The sequence below is a fragment of the Sphingopyxis sp. LARHCG72 genome, from assembly GCF_052871675.1.
Map to the genome: position 1 here is coordinate 54,957 of NZ_JBIXJU010000003.1, position 21,804 is coordinate 76,760.

22 protein-coding genes and 1 tRNA gene are annotated in these 21,804 nt (G+C 65.7%); 12 read left to right on the top strand and 11 right to left on the bottom strand.

Going from position 1 to position 21,804, the window contains the following annotated elements:
• The first annotated feature begins 63 nt into the window (after window positions 1-63).
• Complete coding sequence (locus ACIPPQ_RS07905) at window positions 64-1,158, top strand: tetratricopeptide repeat protein (protein WP_446543584.1); 1,095 nt, start codon at window positions 64-66, stop codon at window positions 1,156-1,158.
• A gap of 31 nt (window positions 1,159-1,189) precedes the next feature.
• Here the strand turns inward: ACIPPQ_RS07905 and ACIPPQ_RS07910 are convergent.
• The 4 genes from ACIPPQ_RS07910 to ACIPPQ_RS07925 all read right to left on the bottom strand — a co-directional run bounded on the left by ACIPPQ_RS07910 (window position 1,190) and on the right by ACIPPQ_RS07925 (window position 4,204).
• Window positions 1,190-1,274: transfer RNA gene (locus ACIPPQ_RS07910), tRNA-Leu, on the bottom strand.
• 74 nt (window positions 1,275-1,348) lie between these two features.
• Window positions 1,349-2,014 carry a class I SAM-dependent methyltransferase gene (locus tag ACIPPQ_RS07915; protein ID WP_446543585.1) on the bottom strand — a complete coding sequence of 222 codons (666 nt, stop codon included), beginning with the start codon at window positions 2,012-2,014 and terminating at the stop codon, window positions 1,349-1,351.
• 58 nt (window positions 2,015-2,072) lie between these two features.
• Window positions 2,073-2,675 carry a helix-turn-helix transcriptional regulator gene (locus ACIPPQ_RS07920; RefSeq protein ID WP_446543586.1) on the bottom strand — a complete coding sequence of 201 codons (603 nt, stop codon included), beginning with the start codon at window positions 2,673-2,675 and terminating at the stop codon, window positions 2,073-2,075.
• 77 nt (window positions 2,676-2,752) lie between these two features.
• Entirely contained in the window at window positions 2,753-4,204 is a 1,452-nt protein-coding gene (locus tag ACIPPQ_RS07925) for a coniferyl aldehyde dehydrogenase (RefSeq protein ID WP_446543587.1), read from the bottom strand.
• Window positions 4,205-4,365: 161 nt separating this feature from the next.
• On the opposite strand from ACIPPQ_RS07925, the gene ACIPPQ_RS07930 reads away from it, so the two are divergent.
• The 3 genes from ACIPPQ_RS07930 (at window position 4,366) to ACIPPQ_RS07940 (ending at window position 6,742) form a co-directional block, all read left to right on the top strand.
• Window positions 4,366-5,553, top strand: a complete 1,188-nt coding sequence (locus ACIPPQ_RS07930; protein ID WP_446543588.1) for an acetyl-CoA C-acyltransferase — start codon at window positions 4,366-4,368, stop codon at window positions 5,551-5,553.
• Between the two features lie 192 nt (window positions 5,554-5,745).
• The gene (locus tag ACIPPQ_RS07935; protein WP_446543589.1) at window positions 5,746-6,213 is read left to right on the top strand and encodes a hypothetical protein; all 468 of its coding nucleotides are present in this window, start codon (window positions 5,746-5,748) and stop codon (window positions 6,211-6,213) included.
• Window positions 6,214-6,343: 130 nt separating this feature from the next.
• Complete coding sequence (locus ACIPPQ_RS07940) at window positions 6,344-6,742, top strand: hypothetical protein (RefSeq protein ID WP_446543590.1); 399 nt, start codon at window positions 6,344-6,346, stop codon at window positions 6,740-6,742.
• Between the two features lie 41 nt (window positions 6,743-6,783).
• On the opposite strand, the gene ACIPPQ_RS07945 is transcribed toward ACIPPQ_RS07940, so the two are convergent.
• Window positions 6,784-7,242 (bottom strand): SH3 domain-containing protein, encoded by a 459-nt coding sequence (locus ACIPPQ_RS07945; protein ID WP_446543591.1) that lies wholly within the window; start codon window positions 7,240-7,242, stop codon window positions 6,784-6,786.
• Between the two features lie 136 nt (window positions 7,243-7,378).
• Between ACIPPQ_RS07945 and ACIPPQ_RS07950 the strand changes: the two genes are divergently transcribed.
• On the top strand, window positions 7,379-8,377 hold the full coding sequence (locus ACIPPQ_RS07950; RefSeq protein ID WP_446543592.1) for a 2-hydroxyacid dehydrogenase: 999 nt from the start codon (window positions 7,379-7,381) through the stop codon (window positions 8,375-8,377).
• Window positions 8,378-8,387: 10 nt separating this feature from the next.
• On the opposite strand, the gene ACIPPQ_RS07955 is transcribed toward ACIPPQ_RS07950, so the two are convergent.
• The 5 genes from ACIPPQ_RS07955 to ACIPPQ_RS07975 form a co-directional block, all read right to left on the bottom strand.
• Window positions 8,388-9,287 carry a hypothetical protein gene (locus ACIPPQ_RS07955; RefSeq protein WP_446543593.1) on the bottom strand — a complete coding sequence of 300 codons (900 nt, stop codon included), beginning with the start codon at window positions 9,285-9,287 and terminating at the stop codon, window positions 8,388-8,390.
• Entirely contained in the window at window positions 9,284-10,387 is a 1,104-nt protein-coding gene (locus ACIPPQ_RS07960; RefSeq protein ID WP_446543594.1) for a hypothetical protein, read from the bottom strand. Before ACIPPQ_RS07960 ends, ACIPPQ_RS07955 begins: the two co-directional genes overlap by 4 nt.
• Window positions 10,388-10,394: 7 nt before the next feature.
• Complete coding sequence (locus tag ACIPPQ_RS07965; RefSeq protein ID WP_446543595.1) at window positions 10,395-11,798, bottom strand: NAD(P)H-dependent flavin oxidoreductase; 1,404 nt, start codon at window positions 11,796-11,798, stop codon at window positions 10,395-10,397.
• A gap of 84 nt (window positions 11,799-11,882) precedes the next feature.
• Window positions 11,883-13,061, bottom strand: coding sequence for a glycosyltransferase family 4 protein (locus ACIPPQ_RS07970; RefSeq protein WP_446543596.1), 1,179 nt, complete (start codon window positions 13,059-13,061; stop codon window positions 11,883-11,885).
• Complete coding sequence (locus tag ACIPPQ_RS07975; protein ID WP_446543974.1) at window positions 13,058-13,951, bottom strand: alpha/beta fold hydrolase; 894 nt, start codon at window positions 13,949-13,951, stop codon at window positions 13,058-13,060. The genes ACIPPQ_RS07970 and ACIPPQ_RS07975 overlap by 4 nt, the downstream gene beginning before the upstream one ends.
• Window positions 13,952-14,106: 155 nt before the next feature.
• Between ACIPPQ_RS07975 and astD the strand changes: the two genes are divergently transcribed.
• The 6 genes from astD (at window position 14,107) to ACIPPQ_RS08005 (ending at window position 19,546) form a co-directional block, all read left to right on the top strand.
• Complete coding sequence (gene astD, locus ACIPPQ_RS07980; protein WP_446543597.1) at window positions 14,107-15,552, top strand: succinylglutamate-semialdehyde dehydrogenase; 1,446 nt, start codon at window positions 14,107-14,109, stop codon at window positions 15,550-15,552.
• 77 nt (window positions 15,553-15,629) lie between these two features.
• Entirely contained in the window at window positions 15,630-16,418 is a 789-nt protein-coding gene (gene cobA, locus ACIPPQ_RS07985; RefSeq protein WP_446543598.1) for a uroporphyrinogen-III C-methyltransferase, read from the top strand.
• The gene (locus ACIPPQ_RS07990; RefSeq protein ID WP_446543599.1) at window positions 16,415-16,711 is read left to right on the top strand and encodes a DUF2849 domain-containing protein; all 297 of its coding nucleotides are present in this window, start codon (window positions 16,415-16,417) and stop codon (window positions 16,709-16,711) included. Before cobA ends, ACIPPQ_RS07990 begins: the two co-directional genes overlap by 4 nt.
• 1 nt (window position 16,712) lies before the next feature.
• Window positions 16,713-18,344 carry a nitrite/sulfite reductase gene (locus ACIPPQ_RS07995; RefSeq protein ID WP_446543600.1) on the top strand — a complete coding sequence of 544 codons (1,632 nt, stop codon included), beginning with the start codon at window positions 16,713-16,715 and terminating at the stop codon, window positions 18,342-18,344.
• Entirely contained in the window at window positions 18,337-18,750 is a 414-nt protein-coding gene (locus tag ACIPPQ_RS08000) for a DUF934 domain-containing protein (RefSeq protein ID WP_446543601.1), read from the top strand. The genes ACIPPQ_RS07995 and ACIPPQ_RS08000 overlap by 8 nt, the downstream gene beginning before the upstream one ends.
• Window positions 18,743-19,546 carry a phosphoadenylyl-sulfate reductase gene (locus ACIPPQ_RS08005; protein WP_446543602.1) on the top strand — a complete coding sequence of 268 codons (804 nt, stop codon included), beginning with the start codon at window positions 18,743-18,745 and terminating at the stop codon, window positions 19,544-19,546. Before ACIPPQ_RS08000 ends, ACIPPQ_RS08005 begins: the two co-directional genes overlap by 8 nt.
• 117 nt (window positions 19,547-19,663) lie before the next feature.
• Here ACIPPQ_RS08005 and ACIPPQ_RS08010 read toward each other — a convergent pair whose 3' ends face one another.
• Window positions 19,664-21,175 carry a replicative DNA helicase gene (locus ACIPPQ_RS08010; RefSeq protein WP_446543603.1) on the bottom strand — a complete coding sequence of 504 codons (1,512 nt, stop codon included), beginning with the start codon at window positions 21,173-21,175 and terminating at the stop codon, window positions 19,664-19,666.
• A gap of 130 nt (window positions 21,176-21,305) precedes the next feature.
• Here ACIPPQ_RS08010 and ACIPPQ_RS08015 point away from each other — a divergent pair, with 130 nt between their 5' ends.
• On the top strand, window positions 21,306-21,803 hold the full coding sequence (locus ACIPPQ_RS08015) for a UPF0262 family protein (RefSeq protein ID WP_327450408.1): 498 nt from the start codon (window positions 21,306-21,308) through the stop codon (window positions 21,801-21,803).
• Window position 21,804 lies beyond the last annotated feature (1 nt).

Sequence of the window (21,804 nt, forward strand, 5' to 3'; positions counted from 1 at the left end):
GAATATGACAGACCATCATCGTGCCATTCGACCGGCACGATTTTGTGCGTATAAGACATGCCGATGCCCGACGACGATATCATGGCTGCGCTGCCGCATCCGCCCCCGCCGTCACCGAAGCGCCGTGAGGCCGCGATCGGCGAAGCGATGGCGCGTTTCGGCGGCGCCGGCCAGGCCGCGCCTGATCGCGCGGCACAACCGGCCGCGCGGCCCACCGGCTGGTGGGCGAACATACGCCGTCCGCAGGCGACCGCGCTCGTTACCGCCGCGCTCGTCGCCGCGATCGGCCTTCCCGTCGCGTGGACAATCGATTTCCGGCCCGACGCCCCCGCCGAACAGGCCACCCCTGCCCCGCGCGACGCTGCGCCGCCTGCCACCGCCGAAGCGGCCGCCCCAACCGATACCGCGACGACGCCTTCGCCGCCGCCCGCTGTCGCCCGGGCTGTTTCGACGTCCACCGCGGTGCCCGAGGCAGGGACCGTCCCCGCGCCCCGTCCTGCGGAACCCGCCCGGCTCGCCCCGCCCGCGCCCCCGCCGCCCCCGCCTTCGCCGATGGTCGCCGGGCGCTCAGCCCGGTCCGACGGCGAACTGGTGGTGTCCGGCGCCCGCGTCCCGCGCCCCGCGCTCGAGCAGGCCTCCCCCGTTACCGCCTTCTCGGCCGAAGAGGCGCCGCGCGACGAGGCCGGATCGATCGTCGTGACCGGCGCCATGATCGCACCGCGGGGCAAGCCGGCGCGCGGTGACTGGAACGCCTGCACCGTCAACGACCCCAGCCAGACGCTGACGCGGTGCCGGAAGATGGCGAACAAAGGCACAAAGGATGTCCAGAGCCGCGCCGACGCCCATCTCGCCGACGGCCTGAAAGAGGCGTGGGCCGGCAATTTCGACGAAGCGATCGCCGCATTCGATCGCGCAATCGCCCTCGCGCCCGATCTGTCGGTCGCCTATCTCAACCGCGGCATCGCCTACGAGCGGCAGGGCGACCGCGCACGCGCGATCGCCGACCTCGACCAGGCGGTGAAATATGCCCCGAAATCGGCGCGCGCTTATTATAACCGCAGCCTCATCCTGCGCGAGAATGGCGACCTTCGACGCGCGGAAGCCGACGAAAGCCGAGCGATCAATCTCGACCCGCGCTATCAGAAAATATTGCGCTAACGGCGCGGGCTTATGATTGTTTCAGGGTGGGTGGTGCCCCTGGCCGGACTCGAACCAGCACTCCTTGCGGAACTCGATTTTGAGTCGAGCGCGTCTACCAATTTCACCACAGGGGCACAAAATCACGGGCGCGAAAAGCGCGGCGCTTCCCCTAGGGCGAAGCGCCGCATCTTGCCAAGCAATTTCTTCGTCAGCCGGGCTTTACGGCGCTGTAGAGCGATATCGAGCCAGTCGGGGTGGCGATCACCGACCGCTCGGAGACCGCCTCGAATCCTGCTGCTTCGATCAGGCCCGGCAAACAGCCCTTGGCATTGGGCTCGGTTAGTTCGAAGCCGTCGATCATCTGCACCTGACGGAACAGCAGGCGCATCAGGGCGGAGCGCTGCTCGCCATAATCGGCAATGAACATTTGCCCGCCGGGCCGAAGCAGTCGCCATTTCTGGCGAAGGATCGACGATTTCACTGCGACCGGGCACTGATGGAGCACAAGGCTGGACGTGATGCGGTCGCACCCGGCGAGATGCGGAATATCGTCGAGTGCATCGCCCATCGCATGGATCCAGCTTACCGGCGCGGCCGCCGCCGCGGCCTTTGCCCGGGCGATCGCCAGCACGTCGGGGTCGGGATCGACGCCGGTCACCCCTGCGTCCGGCATCTTTTGCCAGAGCGCGATGGCCAGCGTCCCCGTTCCGCAGCCGATATCGACGATCCGTTCGCCGGGCTGCGGGTCGATCAGCTCGATCAACGCGCCGCGCCACCGCCTTTCCCGGGTCATCAGCGCGATGACCCGATCATAGCGATCGATATTGCCAGCCCTGCCGAGCGCGGGCACGAAATCCTTCGATGTCGTCGTCATGCGCCTGTTCTAGCGGCATGAACCCCGCGGCGATTGAACGAAGCGGCTGCGGATATCGTTAGAAGGCGTCGCCGGCCCGGATGCCGAACATTCGCTTGATCGTGCGCGCCAGATGCGCGGCGTCGGCGAAGCCCGCGTCGTGTGCCGCGCCGGTCAGCCCCTCGCCGGCCTGCAGCGCCATGATCGCCGCGCGAAGGCGTCGCCAGAGCACATAGCGCCGGAATGGCGTGCCGAACTCGGCGGCAAAAAGATGGCGCAGCCGCCCTACGGACAGGCCGGTCTGCCCGGCGATATCCGCCAGCCGGACGGCGCCGCCGGCGAGGCGCGCATCGAGCGACGCAGCCGCCAGCGCAATCCGGGGATCGATGGGCCGCTGTCCCGGCCTGTCGATCCAGTCGCGCCAGAAGCCCGGCCCGATCCGCCCCGGCGGAAGGGCGGCACATATGCGTTCGCGCAAGGGCCGCGACGGTTGCGCGCGTCCGGTCGGTTCGACGAAAAATATCTCCGCCTGCCCGCAGGCCTCCAGCCGGTGCGCGACATTCGGCTCGATAAGCAGGCAGCGCCCTTCGGCCACCCGCCCGTCGGCATAGCGGACCATGGCGGGCGTCGGCGTAAACACCGCCTGCGCGGCGAAATGCCGGTGCAGCACGGAATCGCCCACCGACCCGGTCCAGCACGCGACGAAATCGTCGATCGCAAGATGTCCGGTCCAGTCGATCGCGGCGCGTCCTTCGCGGACTATTTCTTGAGTTCTTTCGCCAGCGTCTTGGCGGTCGCCTTGCCATAGGGCGGCTTGAAGCCCGCAAGCCCCGCGACATCGAGCTTCGGCTGGCGATAGACGGCGCGTGCGTGGCTGAAGGTGCGGAAACCGTCGACGCCGTGATAATTGCCCATCCCCGACGGGCCGACCCCGCCAAAGGGCAGATCCTCCATCGCATTGTGGAACAGCACATCATTGACCGTCACGCCGCCCGAGATGGTGCGCGTGAGCACGCGGTCCTCCTCGCTCTTGTCCTGCCCGAAATAATAAAGGCCGAGCGGGCGGTCGTTCGCGTTCACATAATCGATCGCATCGTCGATCGTCTTGTAGGTTTTCACCGGCAGGATCGGGCCGAAGATTTCCTCCTGCATCACCTTCATGTCGTCGGTCGGGTTGCGGACGATATGGAGCGGCATCTTGTGGCCGTTCGAACTCGCGAAATCCTCACCACCCGGATTGACCTCGATCACCTCGGCGCCCTTCGCGCGTGCGTCGGCGAGATAGGATTGCAGCCGGTCGTAATTGCGCGTGTTCACCACCGACGTGTAATCGTCGTTGGCGAGCAGGGTCGGATACAGCGCCGCCGCGCCCTTGGTGACGCTGTCGATCACCTCGCCTTCCTGATCCTCGGCGACAAGAAGGTAATCGGGCGCGAGGCAGATCTGGCCCGCATTCATCATCTTGCCGAGCGCGACGCGCTGGCCGACGAGGTCCTTGTTCGCGCTTCGCCCGATGAAGGTCGGCGACTTGCCGCCGAGCTCGAGCGTGACGGGAACAAGGTTATCGGCGGCGGCGCGCATGATATGCTTGCCGACGCTGGTGGCGCCCGTGAAGATCATATGGTCGAAGGCGAGTTTCGAGAAGGCGACCCCGACCTCGGCGTCGCCGGTGAACACCGCCATCTCGCTCTCGTCGAAATAGTCGGGCACCAGCCGCGCCATCAGCGCCGACACATTCTCGGTAAACTCGCTCGGCTTGATCATCGCGCGGTTACCCGCGGCGAGGATGCCCGCCATCGGAACGAAGACCATGCCGACAGGGAAATTCCACGGGCTGACGACGCCGACGACGCCCTTCGGCTGGTAGACGACCTCTGCCTTCGCACCGAGCAGCCCGAGCGGAAAGGTCGGCTTGCGCTTCTCGCCCTTCGACCAGGCGGCCATATGCTTCTTCGCATGTTTGAGCGCGCTCACCGACGGCATGATGTCGGTCATCAGCGTCTGTTCGCGGCTGCGGTGACCGAAATCCTCGCTCACCGCCTTGGCGAAATCCTCGGCATTGTCGACGAGCAGCGCGATCGCGCGGTCGATGCGGTCGGTGCGCACGGCAAGGCTTTCGGGCATCGCCGCGGTAAAGCTCGCTTTCTGCGCCGCGAGTATCTCGTGCATCCGCGCGGTTTCGCCCGCAACATCCTTGATCGCCGTCGCCATGACCCGTCTCCCCTATCCCTTGTGTGGCGGCCGTTTTTTCACGCCACGCGGCGGGTTGCAAGTTGAAACCGGCTACCCATCTCTTCCCGGCCTCTTTCGCAAGTGCAGCAAAACCGCTAAGCGACCCGCCGACGTATCTTTCCCCTACGGAGTCTCTCGATATGACCGCCACCGATCCCGTCGTTTTCCTTTCCTATGCGCGCACCCCGATGGGCAGCATGCAGGGCAGCCTGTCGGACGCGAGTGCGACCGATCTCGGCGCGACCGCGGTCAAGGCGGCGGTCGAGCGCGCGGGCGTGTCGGGCGACGATATCGAGCGCATCTATATGGGCTGCGTGCTTCCCGCCGGCCTCGGCCAGGCGCCGGCGCGCCAGGCCGCGATCAAGGCGGGCCTGCCCAAGTCGGTGCAGGCGACCACGGTCAACAAGGTGTGCGGTTCGGGCATGCAGACCGTGATCATGGGCGCCGAAGCACTCGCCGCGGGCAGCGTCGACCTGATCGTCGCGGGCGGCATGGAATCGATGACCAACGCGCCGTACCTGCTCAAGAAGCACCGTTCGGGTGCGCGCATCGGTCACGACACCGCCTATGACCATATGTTCCTCGACGGCCTCGAAGACGCCTATGAGGCCGGCCGCGCGATGGGCACCTTCGCGCAGGACACCGCCGACGCGTACCAGCTCAGCCGCCAGTCGCAGGACGACTATACGCTCGAATCGCTGAGCCGCGCGAAGAGTGCGATCGCCGACGGCGCCTTCGCCAACGAGATCGCACCGGTGACGATTTCGGGGCGCAAGGGCGATGTCGTCGTCGACACCGACGAAGCCCCCAGCAAGGCGATGCCCGACAAGATCCCGACGCTGAAGCCCGCTTTTGCCAAGGACGGCACGATCACGGCCGCGACCAGCTCGTCGATTTCGGACGGCGCCGCCGCGGTCGTGCTGAGCCGCCAGTCGGTCGCCGAGGCGAAGGGCGCGAAGCCCGTCGCGAAGCTCGTCGCGCACGCCGCGCACGCGCAGGAACCCAAGGACTTCACCGTCGCCCCTGTCGGCGCGATCAACAAGGTGCTGGCCAAGGCCGGCTGGAGCATCGCCGACGTCGACCTGTTCGAAGTCAACGAAGCCTTCGCGTGCGTCGCGATGTTCGCGATGCACGACCTTGGCATCCCGCATGAGAAGATCAACGTCCACGGCGGCGCGACCGCGCTCGGCCACCCGATCGGCGCCAGCGGCACGCGCATCATCACGACGCTGATCGCGGCGCTCCAGCGCCACGGCAAGACGCGCGGCATCGCGAGCCTCTGCATCGGCGGCGGCGAAGCGACCGCAGTGGCTGTCGAGCTGGTTTAAGGCTCAAAACCGGAAAAGTTGCACGGCGCCGTCGCAAGACGGCGCCGTTTCGTCGTTCAGCGGCGACAAATTGCGACACTAATGTCCTGAAAATAAACGGCGCATTCCGCCTCCGTTCAAACGGCCTCGCCTATTCCATTCTTGTCATCGGGCAGATCCCCTCCCCCCTGACCGATTGAAAGGAATGGCAACATGAAGAGCAAATTTCTCACCGCCGGCCTGATCGCCGCGATGATGGTCCCTGCCGTGGCGCAGGCACAGACCCGCGAGATCCGCAACGACCGCAAGGAACTGCGTGAAGAGCAGCGCGACCTTCGCGACGCCCAGCGCCGCGGCGACCGTGGCGATGTTCGCGATGCCCAGCGCGACGTCCGCGACGCACGTCAGGACCTGCGCGAAAGCCAGCGCGACTGGCGCCAGGATCGCCGCTATTCGAACTATCGCGCGCCGTTCCGCTATCAGCAGTTCCGTGTCGGCGCGACGCTCCGCCCGAACTATTACGCCCCCAGCTATCGCCCGGCCTGGGACAGCCGCTGGGGTGTGCCGCGCGCCGGTCGCAACTTGACCTATGTCCGCCACTATAACGACCTGCTGCTCGTCAACGAACGCAACGGCCGGGTGGTGAAGGTCTATCGCAACCACTTCAACTGGCGGCGCTAAGCGATAATATCCTTTCGTTTCAAAGAGGGTCGGTGGGCAACCATCGGCCCTTTTTGCCGCCCCGCGATTGTCGTTGCTGCCCCCTCGCGAAAGGCATAACCTGCGCCCCTTGTTGTCGGGAGAAATCGACATGAAAAAGCTGGTTCTGCTTGCCGCGCTCGCCGCCCTGTCGGCCTGTTCGCAAAAAGCCGAAGAGTCGAAGGATGCCACCGCGGCGCCGACCGAAACGGCAGCGCCCGCGCCGGCTGCCAATCCGGGAACCGCACCGGGCACCTACGACGTCAAAATGGCCGACGGCACGGCGGCTTCGACGATTATCAACGCCGACGGAACCTATGCCGACCTCGATGCTGCAGGAAAGACCGTCAAAAAGGGCAAGTTCGCGCACAAGGACGGCAAGGATTGCTTCGATCCCGACGGCGAAGAAGCCGAGGCGTGCTGGGCGCTGTCACCCGTCGCCGCGGATGGCAGCTTCACCGCCACCGCGCCCGACGGAACCGCTGTGACGGTTACGCCGAAGAAGAGCTGACCCGGCGACAGGATTCCGACCGGCCGATCGCCAGGGCGAAATCAGTCGCCCCAGATATGGTCGGTCTGGACCCAGCCCTTGCGGCCCTTGACATCGAACAGGCACCAGCCGTTCTTGCAGTCGGTGATCCGCCCGACGACGCCGGGTTCGGCGCGATAGGCGACGGCGGCCGACACGCTGGCATCCTCGCGCATCGGGCGGATTTCGCCGGTGACGATCGCGGTGCGCGTGCGGCTCAAAAGCCGCGCCGCCATCCAGCCCTGCGTCCCGTCGGGATCCTCGATCTTTCGCCAGGTCTCGAAGCGCGCGACGACCTTTACCGGCAGGTCCTTGCGCCGATATTCCCAGATCACCGGAACGTCGGGCGACGGCCCCTTGCGCATCCGCGCCTCGTCGACGTTGATCGATGCCCAGTAAGGCAGTGCGACATCGGATTGTGCGGCGGCGGGTCCCACGGTGGCCATCAACGCGGCGGCGGCTAATATCTGGCGGCTGGTCATCTCTCTGCCTTGTCAAACTCATATCCGCATTTCAACCGCTCACCGCGCAAAAGGCTGCGTTCATCCCCAGCTTTTCCCGGTTCTTTCGCTCCCCTCGCTCTTGACCGCAGTGCCGCGGCGCGCTCTATCGGCGGCCATGCCCGATTCATCCCGTCCGAAACGCCCGCGCGTCATCGTCACCCGCCAGCTGATGCCGCATGTCGAGGGGCGGATGGCCGAATTGTTCGACGTATCGCTGTCGGCGCGCGACGAGGCTTTTTCGACCGAACAACTGAAGGCCGCGGTTGCCGACTGCGACGTCTTCGTGCCGACGGTGACCGACCAGATCGACGCCGATGTGCTCGCGGCGGCGGGCGACCGGCTCAAGCTGATCGCCAATTTCGGCGCCGGGGTCGACCATATCGATCTCGCCGCGGCGCGCGCAAAGGGCATCATGGTGTCGAACACGCCGGGCGTCTTTACCGAGGACACCGCCGACATGACGATGGCGTTGATCCTCAGCGTCCCGCGCCGCCTCGCCGAGGGCGAGAAATTGATGCGCTCGGGCCAATGGGCCGGCTGGGCGCCGAGCGCGATGCTCGGTCACCGCGTCGGCGGCAAATTGCTCGGCATCGTCGGCATGGGACGCATCGGCCTCGCTGTCGCGCGCCGCGCACGCGCCTTCGGCCTGTCGATCCACTATCACAACCGCCGTCGCCTTCCCGAAGCGATCGAGGAGGAATTGGGCGCAAGCTATCACGCGAGCGTCGACACGCTGCTGCGCATCAGCGACGTCGTGACGATCCACTGCCCGCACACCAGCGAGACGCATGAGATGGTCAACGCCGCGCGCATCGCCGCGATGAAGCCGACGGCCTATCTGATCAACACCGCCCGCGGCGAGATCGTCGACGAAAAGGCGCTGGTCGCGGCGCTCCAGACCGGCCGCATCGCGGGCGCGGGACTCGACGTCTATACGCACGAACCCGCGGTCGACCCCGCGCTGCTCGCGCTCGACAATGTCGTGCTGCTGCCGCACCTCGGTTCGGCGACGATCGAGGGCCGCGAAGCCTCGGGCGAAAAGGTCATCGCCAACATCCGCGCCTGGTGCGACGGTCACCGCCCGCCCGACCAGGTGCTGGAGGGTTGGGCCTGACCGAAAGGCGTCAGCCCAGCGACTTGTTCTTCACCGCCGTCTGGTCCGCCTTTTCCATCGCGTTGTCATAAAGCGCGATCAGTTCGTCGAACTTGGCCCGGAACGCGAGAGCTTCCTGCGCGAACGGAATACCGCTTCGTTCGGCAATCGCATCCGACAGCAACCAGTCGAGGTGGCGCGCGGCCGCCCCCTCGCGGTCGCCGCGGGCGGTATCATGTTTGAGCGCGATCATCGCATCCTCGACGAGTTGATACCGCTTGCTCCAGACTCTCAGCCAATTCTCGCCCTGCTCGCCATAGCGGCGCAGCCAGACGATCTGCGGGTCGTCGGGATCGATTTCGTGCGGCGCCGCGAGCACCACCCTGATCCGCGCGTAGAGAAGCTCCTGAAACAATTGATCGGGTTCGCGTTTCCACCGGTCGAGCATCTGCGCATCGGGATTATGATAGTCGCCCTCCGGAAAAAGAAAGCGGTCGACGAAGATCGGATGGTCGAAGGTCAGCGGCCGCAGCTCGGGAAATTCCAGATATACCGCCATCTCGGTATAGGTGCTCGCCTCGCGCTCGTTCCGGAAATTCTTCGCTTCGAGCGTCGCGAGATTGATGCCCGCGATGTGCGGCATGTTCGCGGCGTGATAGATTTCGTGCAGGTAACGCAGGTCGCGGATCGCCGGATTGGCATAGTCGCACAGCAATATGCCGCCCCACCACGCCGAAAAATGCGTCCACTCGGCCTTTTCGTTCGATGCTTCATAGAAAAGGCGCGGCACGCGGGCAAAGCGCTCGATCAGCCGAAACACGGCGCCGCCGCTTTCGTGCGACCGGCGGATCGGCCCGTCGGACCACAGACGCTTCACATAGTCATGGATTTCATCGGGTCCGACGAGCAATTGAATGGTGTCGGTCTTCACCCTGCCACGCCTCCGTCATTCGCCCATGATTCCAGCAGCGACGGCCCGGTGATCGGCGCCATGGCGGGATCGATCAGGCACGTCATGCCGGGCGTGAGGCACAACCGCACGACCCGTTGCGTGCGGCTTCCACGGAAGACTTGCTTCACCAGATCGCTCTGTCCTTCGTCGGCCGGCGCGATCCCGAGCAGCATCACGTCGGCAGGCGCGAGCGCGGGAACGCCGAGCGCGCTGCCGACACGCCGCGCGGCCTCTTCCTGAACCGCACGATATTTCCGCGGTAGGTCGAACACGCCGTGACGCATCATCATCGCCGTCGCCCATGCCAGCGACTGGAGATTCTTGAACCATTTGTTGCCGAACAGCGACGACAGCTCGGTCCGCGAAAAGACGCCGCCCACCCGGTGGTAATAGCCGCCGAAGGGCTTGCTGTGGCTGATGACGAAGGCGGGAATGTTCGGGGCATGAAGGTCGACGGTAAAGGCCCGCGCAACGCTGCCGACATAGGTCAGGTCGGGGATGACTGACACATCGGGGCATTCGGCCGCCATCAGGTCGATAAAATCGGGGAAATCCGACCAGACCATGCCGTCGATCGCCGATGGCTGGCTGATCCAGAACATGGCCCCTTCGGGCACGGCGGACGGCACGGTCCGCCACTCCTGCCGGTCATGACGGGCGACCTTTATCCCGAGCGACGCGGCATAGGCCGGAAAGCCTTCATATTCGCCATCGAAAATATGGATCGAGGGATCGAAGCCGTCACGCCGGCTGGTGGCCAGATATTCGGCCATGATCTTGAAAATCCCTTCGCTCGCCCCCGCAGTCGGGTAGCGGAAGGGAAACAGCTCGGCCGGAAAATCGACGACGGGACGCGACCACCGGGTCCATGTGTCGAAATAGGCGACGTGCATGTCGTCCTGCTTCTGCGACCATGGCTCGCGATACATGTCGAAATGGCGGTCGCGATCATCGACGATCGCGGCCAGCGCCGCTTCGGACTCGGGCATCACCAGCGAATAGATCGTACCCGACGCGCCCGCGGCGAGCAGCGCCGCCTTGATATGCGCGTCGGTATAGGCCGGCAGCTCGCCGGGCATCGTGCGATCAATCCCCCGTCAGAATCCGGTCGACGAGCTGCTTCACCGTCGGGGTGAAGTTGTTCGAGTAAAAGGGATCGGTCTTGAAGTTGAACGCGGCATGCCCCGCGAACATCAGATTCTGCTCGACATCGCCGCCGTGCGCGATGTCCTGCAGCGTCTTCTGGATGCAGAAGCTGCGCGGATCGGCGAGGTAGCCGGTGGTGTAATCGTCATGGTCCTTCCACGACGAAAAGCCGCAATGCGACAGGCAGCCCATGCAATCGGTCTGGTCCTTGCGGATCACGGCCTTGTCGGCTTCGGTCACGAACACCACCGTGTTGTCGGGGGTCTTCAGCGCCTCGGTATAGCCTTCGGCGAACCAGTCGCGCGCGCGGGCGCGGTCGTGCGGGGTGACCCAGAAATTCTTGCCCTTCACCCCGACGTCGAGCTGGACGATATGGTCGCCCGCTTCCTGCTTCGAATAGGGGATCTGGCGCTCCGAACGCGCTTCAAGATCGCGCAGGAACGGGTTGCGCACCGCACTCGAATAAAAGCCGGTCGGCGAGAAGCGGTGGAGCAGCACGTCGCCGTCGTCGAGCGTGCGGAGGCGGTCCTTCCACTGCTGCGGGATCGGGCTTTCCTCGGTCAGCAGCGGGCGCGTGCCGTACTGGAAGACGATCTGGCCGAGTTCGGGATTGTCGATCCAGTTTTCCCAGTCGCGCAGGTACCAGACGCCGCCCGCCATCACGATCGGCACCTCGTCCGCGATCCCCTCGGCGCGCATCGTTTCGCGCACCGCGGCGACGCGCGGATAGGGATCCTGCGGAACGAGCGGATCTTCGGCGTTCGAAAGGCCGTTGTGGCCGCCGGCCAGCCAGGGATCTTCATACACCACCGCGCCCAGCAGGTGCGGGACCTTGCTGTAGGCGCGCTTCCACAGCGCGCGGAAGGCGCGCGCCGAGCTGATGATCGGCAGGTAGAGGACATTGTGCCGCGCGGCGATTTCGCTCAATTTATACGGCATGCCCGCGCCGCAGGTGACGCCCGCGACAAGGCCCTTGGTGCGTTCGAGCACACCTTCGAGGATCTGCTGCGCGCCGCCCATTTCCCAGAGCACGTTGATGTTGATCGCGCCCTTGCCGCCCGACACGTCATACGCGCGCTTGACCTGCGCGACCGCGCCCTCGATCCCGTACTGGATCAGTTCCTCGTGGCGCTCCTTGCGCGTCAGCGCGCGATAGATTTGCGGAATGATCTTGCCTTCGGCGTCATAGCTGTCGGCGTTCACCGCCGACACGGTGCCGATACCGCCCGCGGCGGCCCAGGCGCCGCTCGACATATGGTTGGTCGCCGACACGCCCTTGCCACCCTCGACCAGCGGCCAGACTTCACGCCCGCCATAAAGGATGGGCTTCAAACCTTTGAACACTCTAGACCTTCTCTCTCTCCGCCGCTTCGCGCCTGCGAACCGGCCCCCATTGCCGCTTGCGTAAGCGGAAATTCGGCCCGCTTGTCAATCGAAGCCGACCCATCCGCCGCTAAACGGCCCATAACCTTCAAGCCCGCGAGCATAGAGCTTTTCATAAGCGGCGACCATATTTGATTCGTCGAACCGTTCCACGGCGACACGCCGGTTGGCGGCTCCGACATCGGCCCGCAGGGCGGCGCTTTCGGCCATTTGCGCCAGCGCTGCGCGGAAGGCAGCCTCGTCGGGCGCCACGAACGCCCGGTTCGCGTCGGACACCATCGCCGCGACATCGCCGACCGCGGGGCTCACCACCGGAAGCCCCGCCGCCATCGCCTCGATCACCGCGATCGGCGCCTGTTCGCTGAGCGACGAGAGCGCGAGCATATCGAAATGACCGATCCAGCGCGCGGGTTCGGCCATGAAACCGGGCATCACAAGGCGATCGGCGAGGCCGCACGCGGCCGCCCCGGCGCGGATCGCTTCGCGTTCGGGGCCCTCGCCGACGATCACCAGGCGGACATTTTGCGGCAGGCTTGCAACCGCGCGAACGAGCCGCGGCAGATCCTTGACCTTGCGCAGCCCCGCGACGGTACCGATCACCACCTCACCTTCGCGGCGTTCGAAGCCCGGGATCGGTACCGAGGGGCCATTCGCATAGGCCGCGACGTCGATTCCGTTCCGGATCAGGTGGGTGCGATCGCCCGCCCCCCATTCCGTGGTCGCGATCCGCTGGAGCAGCGTCGACGGCACGATCACCGACTGCGCGGTGCGCAGCCCGACGCGCCGGAAGAGGTTGCGCTTCCAGTTACGGCGGACACTCTCGTCCTCGTTGAAGCCATCCTCATGATGGATCAGCGAGGGCATGCTGTGCCACAGGCGCGAAACATGAACCCGGCGCGCCATCACCCCGTCCATCGCGCCCCAATTATAGCTGAGTACCAGTTCGAACCGTGTCATATAGTCGGCGAGCTTGCGATAACGGCCAAGCGAAGGCTTGCCGTGGAGCGGCGGCGCGTCCTTCGGGAAATCGACGACAATCCCGGGGTCGATCGCGTCGCGCGCGCCGAGCGCTTCGGGCATCGCCGACAGGATCGTGTGATGCGCCCGGTCGCCCATCAAATTCATCAGCCGGACCGCGCGCGCCTCCTTGCCGCCGAGCGAGAAACTCGAATGGAGGTGCAGGATGCGGATCGGCCAGGGCGTCTCGGGCTCGTCGGCGCTCACGCTCGCGGAAGCTCCGCGACCCACGCGTCGATCGCGGCGCGCGCTTCGGGTTCGTCCATCGTCGGCGCATGGCCGACGCCCGGCACCTCGATCAGCCGCGCACGGGGAAGTTCGGCCGCCATCTTCTCGCCCGCCGCTCGCGCGAGAATGTCCGAAAGCGCGCCGCGCAGGATCAGCAGCGGCACGTCGCCGAGCGCACGGTACGCCGGCCACAGGTCGACCCCGGCATCGCCGCCGTTCGGCACGCGCAGCGGCGCCGCGATCTGCTTGTCATAATCGGTGACGATGCGTCCCTCGGGGGTCAGCTTGTGCGTGCGCTTGGTCAGCCGCAGCCAGTCGTGAAGGCCATAGCCCGGATAGACCGCACCGTTGAGTTCGGCAAAGGCGCGCGCGGCGTGCATCCAAGTCGGTTGGCTGCCGCCCGCGCCGATATAATCGCGGATCCGTTCGAGCCCGGACGCCTGGAGTTCGGGCCCGACATCGTTGAGCACCGCGCCGACGAGCCGCCCCGGCAGCGTCGCTGCCATCAGCATCGCGACGAGCCCGCCAAGCGAGGTGCCGATCGCCGCGAACCGTTCGATCTCCATCTCGTCGAGCAGCGCGACGACATCCTGCACATAGGTCAGCGGGACATAGGTCATCGGATCCTTGGCATAGGCGCTTTCGCCGCGGCCGCGAAATTCGATCACGATCACCTTGCGATATTGCGCGACATGCGGCGCCAGCGCCTCGAAATCGCGGGCATTGCGCGCGAGACCGGGCATGCACAGGATCGGCGGCGCCTCTTCGCTGCCGTCGGGGCCCGCATAGACGCGCGCGTGCAGCCGGACGCCGTCGGACGACCACCAATATTGGTCCGACCAGTCGCGGCGGCTGTCCTGCTTTGCCAGAATGGCGGGTCCCCTTGCTTAGCATATCGATCATATCCCGCACGCGGGACTCGCCGCTGTCTATCGCCAACGACGCCGCGCGGCGCAAGCAATCCGTGGCGCGGGCGCGGCGCAGGTTGCCCCTGCCCGCTTTCGCCGATAAGACGCGGACGACCATGAGCGAGCCCCTGATTTCCTTCGAACCCGCAACCGGCGAAGAGCTGTGGCGCGGGCCGGTCAGCGACGTCGATGCCGAGGTGGAGATCGCCCGTCGCGCATGGCCCGAATGGGCGGCAAAGCCCGTCACCTTCCGCACCGAAACGCTGCGCCGCTTCGTCGACCGGGTGAAGGCCGAGGGCGAAGCGCTGGCCGACCTGATCGCGCGCGAGACCGGGAAGCCGCTGTGGGAAGCGCGCACCGAGGTCGAATCGGTCGCGAACAAGGTCAATATTTCGGTCACCGCCTATGCCGAGCGTACCCCGAACCGGCGGATCGAAGGCGCGATGGGGCTGCGCAACGCGGTGCGCCACAAACCGCACGGCGCGCTCGCGGTTCTTGGCCCTTATAATTTCCCTGCGCACCTGCCGAACGGCCATATCGTCCCGGCGCTGATCGCCGGCAATTCGGTCGTCTTCAAACCGTCGGAAAAGACCCCCGCGGTGGGTGCCAGGCTCGTCGAACTGTTTCACAGCGCCGGCGTGCCCGAAGAGGTGCTCCGCCTCGTCATCGGCGGCCCCGAAACCGGCAAGGCGCTTGCGGGCCACCCGGGCATCGACGGGCTGCTCTTCACCGGATCGGCGCGCACCGGGCTCGCGCTCAACCGGCAATTCGCGGGCCAGCCGGGCAAGATGCTCGCGCTCGAAATGGGCGGCAACAACCCGATCGTCGTGTGGGACACCGCCGACATCCGCACCGCCGCGGTGCTCGTCGTCCAGTCGGCCTTCCTCAGCGCCGGGCAACGGTGCAGCAACGCCCGCCGCCTGATCGTCCGTGACACCCTCGCCGACAAGCTGATCGAGGAGGTCCGCGACCTCGCGAACCGGCTGATCGTCGATCATCCCCACGCCGATCCCGCACCCTATATGGGGCCGGTGATCGACAATGAAGCCGCCGACGGGCTGACCGAAAGCTTCCTGATCCTGATGTCGAACGGCGGTCAGGTGATCCGCCACATGACGCGCCCGGTCGCGGGCCGCCCGTTCCTGACGCCCGGTATCATCGACGTCACCGCGATGCCCGAACGCCCCGATATCGAGCTGTTCGGCCCGCTGCTCCAGGTCATCCGCGTGGACACATTCGAGGCCGCGATCGCCGAGGCGAACAACACCGCCTTCGGCCTGTCGGCGTCGCTGATCGGCGGCACGCCGCAGCTTTATGACCAGTTCTGGGCCAATGCCCGCGCGGGCGTAATCAACTGGAACCGCCCCACGAACGGCGCCTCGTCGGCCGCGCCCTTCGGCGGCATCGGCCTTTCGGGCAATCACCGGCCGAGCGCCTTCTACGCCGCCGACTATTGCGCCTATCCCGTCGCAAGCTCGGAAAGCGACGCGATGCGCGCATCGATCGGCGTCGGATTGCGTGATCCCGAGGGCTCGCAACTCGTGACGAAGAAGTATCTTTAAGCCACCCCAATTTTACCTTCACCGGTGTCAAAAAAGCCTGCTTTGCCATGCGGGCGGCCCCGGCCCATCTACGCTCGATGGAAAAGACTCTCCCTCCTGCGGGCAAATTGTGGCTCGTCGGCGCCGGTCCCGGTGATCCCGACCTGCTGACGCTGCGCGCCGCGCGACTCCTGGAATCGGCCGATCTCGTCGTCCATGACGGGCTCGTCGGCGACGGCGTGCTCGCGCTGATCCCGCCGCATGTCGAGCGGATCAGCGTCGCGAAGCAGCGCAGCCGCCACACGATGAAGCAGGAACTGATCAACGAACTGCTCGTGCGCGAAACGCTCGCCGGCAAGCAGGTCGTGCGCCTCAAGGGCGGCGACCCCTTCATCTTCGGCCGCGGCGGCGAGGAACTCGATGCCGCGCGTGAAGCGGGCGTCGCCTGCGAGGTCGTCCCCGGCATCACCGCGGCGGCGGGCTGCGCCGCACAGGCGGGCCTCCCCCTCACCCACCGTGAGGATGCAAGCGCGGTCAGCTTCGTCGCCGGCCAGTGCAAGGACCTCACCGATCAGGACTGGTCGGGGCTCGCAGGCCACGGCCGCACCCTCGTCATCTACATGGGTCTCGCAACCGCCACCGCGATCGCCGACAAGCTGATCGCCGACGGCGTTTCTCCCGATCTGCCCGTCGCGGTCGTCGAGCGCGGCACCACCGCCGACGCCCGCGTTCTCCGCACGCTCCTGACCGATCTCGGCGACCTTGTCGCACGCGAGAAAGTCCAAAGCCCCGCGCTCATCATCGTCGGCAAGGTCGCGGCGCGCGCCGACGCGCTCGACTGCCTCGGCACGCCGGGCGTCGCCGCTCAAATAAGGGATTTCACATGAAGCTGCTCACGGGCCACGACCTGAAAACAGGATTTGTCACCTGGTGGACGGGGGCCGACTGGTCGCTGCACATCGAGGACGCCGCCGACGTCGGCGAGGCGGGCGAGGCAATCCTTGCCGCCGAGGAAGGCGCGCGCCGCGTCAACGCGCCCTATATCATCGCGGGCGAGGCGACCCCCGACGGCCCGCGCCCCGCGCATATCAAGGACCGCATCCGCGCATTGGGTCCGACCGTGCGCCCCGACCTGACATTGAAACCCGCCGATCCTGCGGCCGGCGACTGGGTGATCTGACATGTATAAATATGACGAATATGACCATGCGATGGTCGCCGCCCGTGTCGCCGAATTTTCGGATCAGGTGAAGCGCCGCCTCGCGGGCGAGATCACCGAGGACCAGTTCAAGCCGCTGCGGCTGATGAACGGCCTCTACCTCCAGCTCCACGCCTATATGCTGCGCGTCGCGGTGCCCTATGGCACGCTCGACAGCCGCCAGATGCACATGCTCGCGCATATCGCACGCAAGTACGACCGCGATTACGGCCATTTCACCACGCGCCAGAATATCCAGTATAACTGGATCAAGCTGGAAGATGCGCCCGCGATCCTCGAAGACCTCGCCTCGGTCGAGATGCACGCGATCCAGACGAGCGGCAATTGCATCCGCAACATCAGCTCGGACCAGTGGGCGGGTGCCGCCGCCGACGAGATCACCGACCCGCGTCCGTGGGCCGAACTGCTCCGCCAATGGTCGAGCTTTCACCCCGAATTCAGCTACCTGCCGCGCAAGTTCAAGATCGCGGTGATCGCCGCCGACGAGGATCGCGCCGCGATGCGCCTCCACGATATCGGCATCCAGATCGTCGAGAAGGACGGGCAGCACGGCGCCGCCTTCTACGTCGGCGGCGGCATGGGCCGCACCCCGATGATCGCGCCGCTGATCAAGGGTTTCGTGCCGCTCGACGACATGCTGAGCTACGCCGAGGCGTGCCTGCGCGTCTACAACCGCTATGGCCGCCGCGACAATATCTACAAGGCGCGGATCAAGATCCTGATCCACGAACTCGGCGCCGACGAATATCGCCGCCAGGTCGAGGAAGAATTCAAGCATGTGAAGTCGCTCGGCATCGACCCGCCGAAGGCCGAGTTCGACCGCATCGCCGCGCAGTTCGCGCCGCCGCCGCTCGATGCATCGGCGCCCGACGACATCGACCGCAGCGATCCCGACTTCGCCGTCTGGCTCGACCAGAATGTCGCGAAGCACAAGGTTTCGGGCCATGCGATCGTCAACATCAGCCTGAAACCCGTCGGCGGCATCCCCGGCGACGCCAGTTCGGCGCAGATCGACCTGATGGCCGACCTCGCCGAAAAATACAGCCACGATGAACTGCGCGTCACTCATGCGCAGAACATCGTGCTGCCGCACGTTCGCAAAACCGATCTCTACGCCGTCTGGCAGGCGCTCGACGCCGCAGGGCTCGCGACGCCGAACCTCGACCTGATCAGCGATATCATCGCCTGCCCGGGGCTCGACTATTGCAGCCTCGCCAACGCGCGCTCGATCCCGGTCGCGCAGAAGATCGCGACGCGCTTCTCTGACCTTGGCCGCCAGAAGGAACTGGGTGAACTCAAGCTCAAGATTTCGGGCTGCATAAACGCCTGCGGGCACCACCACGCCGGCCACATCGGCATCCTTGGCGTCGATCGTAAAGGCACCGAAAACTACCAGCTTTCGCTCGGTGGATCGGGCGCCGAGGACGTCAGCCTCGGTACGATCACCGGCCCCGGCTTCGACGAGGATGGCGTCGTCGATGCGATCGAGCGCGTCACCGATAAATATCTCGAAACACGCGCCGAGGGCGAGCGCTTCGTCGACACCTTCCGCCGCGTCGGCATGGCCCCCTTCAAGGAGGCGATCTATGGTTGAGCATATTCACAGCGACGGCGAAGAGCCCGCGGTCACCCTCGATGCCTTCCTGTCGCAATCGAACGCGACCGCAGTGCGGCTCGAACCCGACGAGGACGCGCGCGCGCTGATCCCGCATCTCGACCGGCTCGCGTTGATCGAGGTCGCCTTCCCCAAGTTTCGCGACGGCCGCGGCTATTCCTCGGCGCGCATCCTGCGCGAGGCGGGCTACACGGGCGAGCTGCGTGCGCAGGGCGACGTCCTCGTCGACCAGATCGCCTATATGAAACGCTGCGGCTTCGACACGTTCGCGGCCGAAAAGGCGCTGAACCCGGCCGATGTCGAAGCGGCGCTGTCGCGCTGGCCCGAACATTATCAGGGCGCCGCCGACGGCGCGGTGCCGATCTGGAAGCTGAGGCATGGCTGAGGTGACCGCCTTTTCCCCCAAAGGCGGCGAAGATCGCACCCGCGACCGGATCGACGTCGCGCCGCGCTTCACGCAGGCCGACGTCATCCGCCTCAACAACCTGTTTCGCGGCCAGGACGCGGCCGAGGTCGTCGCGAGCGTGATCGGCGCGGGATTGCTCGGCGAGAGCGCGATCGTGTCGAGCTTCGGCGCCGAAAGCGCGGTGCTGCTCCACCTTGTGGCGCAGGCCGCGCCCGACATGCCGGTGCTGTTCCTCGACACCGGCAAGCATTTCCCTGAAACTTTGGCCTATCGCGACGAACTGGCGGCGAAGCTGAAGCTCAACATCGTCAACCTGACGCCCGATCCCGAAGATCTGGCGGCGAAGGACGCGACCGAACTCCGCTGGTCGTACGACCCCGACGGCTGCTGCGAAATCCGCAAGGTCAAGCCGCTCGAAAAGGCGCTCACCGATTTCGACACCTCGATCACCGGCCGCAAGGGCTTCCAGTCGTCGACGCGGCAGGGTCTCGCGCGCTTCGAGCTCGACGGCACCACTGGCCGCCTGAAGTTCAATCCGCTCGCCAACTGGACGCGCGACCAACTCGACGCCTATTTCGAGGCGCACGACCTGCCGCGCCACCCGCTCGAGGCCGAAGGCTATCCCTCGATCGGCTGCTCGCCGTGCACGTCGAAGGTCAAGCCGGGCGAAGACCCGCGCTCGGGCCGCTGGCGCGGCTGGGACAAGACCGAGTGTGGCATCCACACCGAAGTGACGCCGCTGGGCGACGATCCGGCGAACGACCCGGCGTTCTGATATAGCGTGGCGTGTGCCCCTGCGAAGGCAGGGGCCCATCTCCAGTCCGTACTGCAAAGAGCAGTTCTGACCGAGAGCGCTCGTGATGGCCCCCTGCCTTCGCAGGGGCACCGCTAATTACTCATAATCCTCGAACGCCATGCTGTCGTCGGCGAGGTCGCTGAATTTCGTGGTCTTCGCCTCGAAGTGCAGACGCACCTTGCCGGTCGAACCGTGACGCGATTTCGCGACGATGACTTCGGCGAGCCCGAAGACGCGCTCCATTTCGGCCGCCCATTCCTCGTGCTGCGCGTGGATCTTCACATCGTCGCCCTCGACCGGGCGCTTGGGTTCGCGCGCCGCGACATAATAATCCTCGCGGAACACAAAGAGCACCATGTCGGCGTCCTGTTCGATCGAGCCCGATTCGCGAAGGTCGGAGAGCTGCGGGCGTTTGTCCTCGCGGCTTTCGACCGCACGGCTGAGCTGCGACAGCGCCATCACCGGTACATGAAGTTCCTTCGCCAGCGTCTTCAAACCACGTGAAATTTCGGAAATTTCCTGCACGCGATTGTCGCCGCTCTTCGACGAACCCTGCAACAATTGCAGATAGTCGACGATGACGAAGCCGATGCCATGACGTCGCTGCAAACGCCGTGCGCGGGTGCGCAGCCCGGCGATCGTCAGGCCGGGCGTGTCGTCGATGAACAAGGGCAAGGTCTGGAGCTGCTGCGCCGCGCGGCTCAGTTGCTGGAACTGCTCCTTGCTGATCTTGCCCATGCGCAGGGCCTCGCCCGACACCCCCGATTGTTCGGCGAGCACGCGCGTCGCGAGCTGGTCGGCGGACATTTCGAGGCTGAAGAAGGCGACCTTCGCGCCCATATTCTTTTCGGGCGGGATGCCGTCGTCCTCGTCGCGGCGGAAACGCTCGGCGGCGTTATACGCGATATTGGTCGCGAGCGAGGTCTTGCCCATGCCCGGACGCCCCGCGAGGATCATCAAGTCCGAATTGTGCATACCGCCGATCTTGGCGTTCATGCTCGAAATACCCGTCGTGATCCCCGACAGGTGACCGCCCGAATTGAGCGCCCGCTCGGCCGCCTGCAACGCCACGAGGCTCGCCTGGCTGAAATTCTTGACGGACCCCATCTCGGCCTCGCCGCCCGCGACGCGGTAGAGCGCGGTTTCGGCTTCTTCGATCTGCGCTTGCGGGTCGACGCGTTCGCTGGTGTCGAGCGCATTGTCGACGAGCGACCGCCCGACGCCCGCGAGTTCGCGAAGAAGCGCGAGGTCGAAAATCTGCCGCGCAAAGTCGCGCGCGCCGATCAGGCCGGCGCCGCTGCCGGTGAGCTGCGCGAGGTACCCGACCCCGCCGACCGCCTTCATCGCCTCGTCGGCCTCGAAATAGGGCTTGAGCGTCACCGGGGTCGCGATGCTGTTGCGCTCGATCAGCGCCATCGTCTGCTGGAAGATGCGGCCGTGCAGCGGTTCGAAGAAATGCTCGGGGTTGAGCGCGACGGGCAGGTCCTCGACGACTCGGTTGTCGATCAGGATCGCGCCCAGAAACGCGGCCTCGGCCTCGATATTGCGGGGTAATTGGCGCTCATCCCCGGTGTTGGCCGGGGTCGGAATCAGGGCTAGCTCTGGCATGGCGACCCTCATGGGGTACCGCTTCGGGCGGCGCAACAGGCGATGCCCGACAGCTTATCATAGCTGTGGGTTGCTGTGAATAAGTCGCCCCCTTGCCCTTCGTGCGCGTGCAAGTAGAAGCACTTGCAGCATGAGCGACGCAGACCCTTCCAAACAACGGATCATTTCGGTCGAACTCGACGAGGGGTCGATCGTCTGGCGCAATCCCGATGTCGAGCAGGAGCGCCGCGTCGCGATCTTCGACCTGATCGAGGATAACAAGTTCGTCCCGCAGCGCGGGCACCCCGACGGCTATGCCGGGCCATATCGCCTCATGTTGCGTGTCGAGGAAGGTCGGCTGATCTTTGAAATATCGCGCGAAGATGGCTCACCGCTGGAGGCGATCATCCTCGGCCTCGGCCGTTTCCGCCGGCCGATCCGCGACTATTTCGCGATCTGCGACAGCTATTATCAGGCGATCAAGACCTCGACCGCGCAGCAGATCGAGACCGTCGACATGGCACGCCGCGGGCTGCACAATGAGGCGGCCGAGATGCTGATGGACCGGCTCGACGGCAAGATCGCGGTCGATTTCGACACCGCGCGAAGGCTGTTCACACTTATCTGCGTGCTGCACATCAAGGGCTGAC

Bases quoted from the DNA above. Each gene is read 5' to 3' on its own strand.
- ACIPPQ_RS07905 (WP_446543584.1), top strand. From the start codon at position 64: ATGCCCGACGACGATATCATGGCTGCGCTGCCGCATCCGCCCCCGCCG.
- ACIPPQ_RS07995 (WP_446543600.1), top strand. From the start codon at position 16,713: ATGTATAAATATGACGAATATGACCATGCGATGGTCGCCGCCCGTGTC.
- cobA (WP_446543598.1), top strand. From the start codon at position 15,630: ATGGAAAAGACTCTCCCTCCTGCGGGCAAATTGTGGCTCGTCGGCGCC.
- ACIPPQ_RS07960 (WP_446543594.1), bottom strand. From the start codon at position 10,387: ATGCCCGGCGAGCTGCCGGCCTATACCGACGCGCATATCAAGGCGGCG.
- ACIPPQ_RS07950 (WP_446543592.1), top strand. From the start codon at position 7,379: ATGCCCGATTCATCCCGTCCGAAACGCCCGCGCGTCATCGTCACCCGC.
- ACIPPQ_RS08010 (WP_446543603.1), bottom strand. From the start codon at position 21,175: ATGCCAGAGCTAGCCCTGATTCCGACCCCGGCCAACACCGGGGATGAG.
- ACIPPQ_RS07990 (WP_446543599.1), top strand. From the start codon at position 16,415: ATGAAGCTGCTCACGGGCCACGACCTGAAAACAGGATTTGTCACCTGG.
- ACIPPQ_RS07915 (WP_446543585.1), bottom strand. From the start codon at position 2,014: ATGACGACGACATCGAAGGATTTCGTGCCCGCGCTCGGCAGGGCTGGC.
- ACIPPQ_RS07945 (WP_446543591.1), bottom strand. From the start codon at position 7,242: ATGACCAGCCGCCAGATATTAGCCGCCGCCGCGTTGATGGCCACCGTG.
- ACIPPQ_RS07940 (WP_446543590.1), top strand. From the start codon at position 6,344: ATGAAAAAGCTGGTTCTGCTTGCCGCGCTCGCCGCCCTGTCGGCCTGT.
- astD (WP_446543597.1), top strand. From the start codon at position 14,107: ATGAGCGAGCCCCTGATTTCCTTCGAACCCGCAACCGGCGAAGAGCTG.
- ACIPPQ_RS08015 (WP_327450408.1), top strand. From the start codon at position 21,306: ATGAGCGACGCAGACCCTTCCAAACAACGGATCATTTCGGTCGAACTC.
- ACIPPQ_RS07930 (WP_446543588.1), top strand. From the start codon at position 4,366: ATGACCGCCACCGATCCCGTCGTTTTCCTTTCCTATGCGCGCACCCCG.
- ACIPPQ_RS07925 (WP_446543587.1), bottom strand. From the start codon at position 4,204: ATGGCGACGGCGATCAAGGATGTTGCGGGCGAAACCGCGCGGATGCAC.
- ACIPPQ_RS08000 (WP_446543601.1), top strand. From the start codon at position 18,337: ATGGTTGAGCATATTCACAGCGACGGCGAAGAGCCCGCGGTCACCCTC.
- ACIPPQ_RS08005 (WP_446543602.1), top strand. From the start codon at position 18,743: ATGGCTGAGGTGACCGCCTTTTCCCCCAAAGGCGGCGAAGATCGCACC.
- ACIPPQ_RS07935 (WP_446543589.1), top strand. From the start codon at position 5,746: ATGAAGAGCAAATTTCTCACCGCCGGCCTGATCGCCGCGATGATGGTC.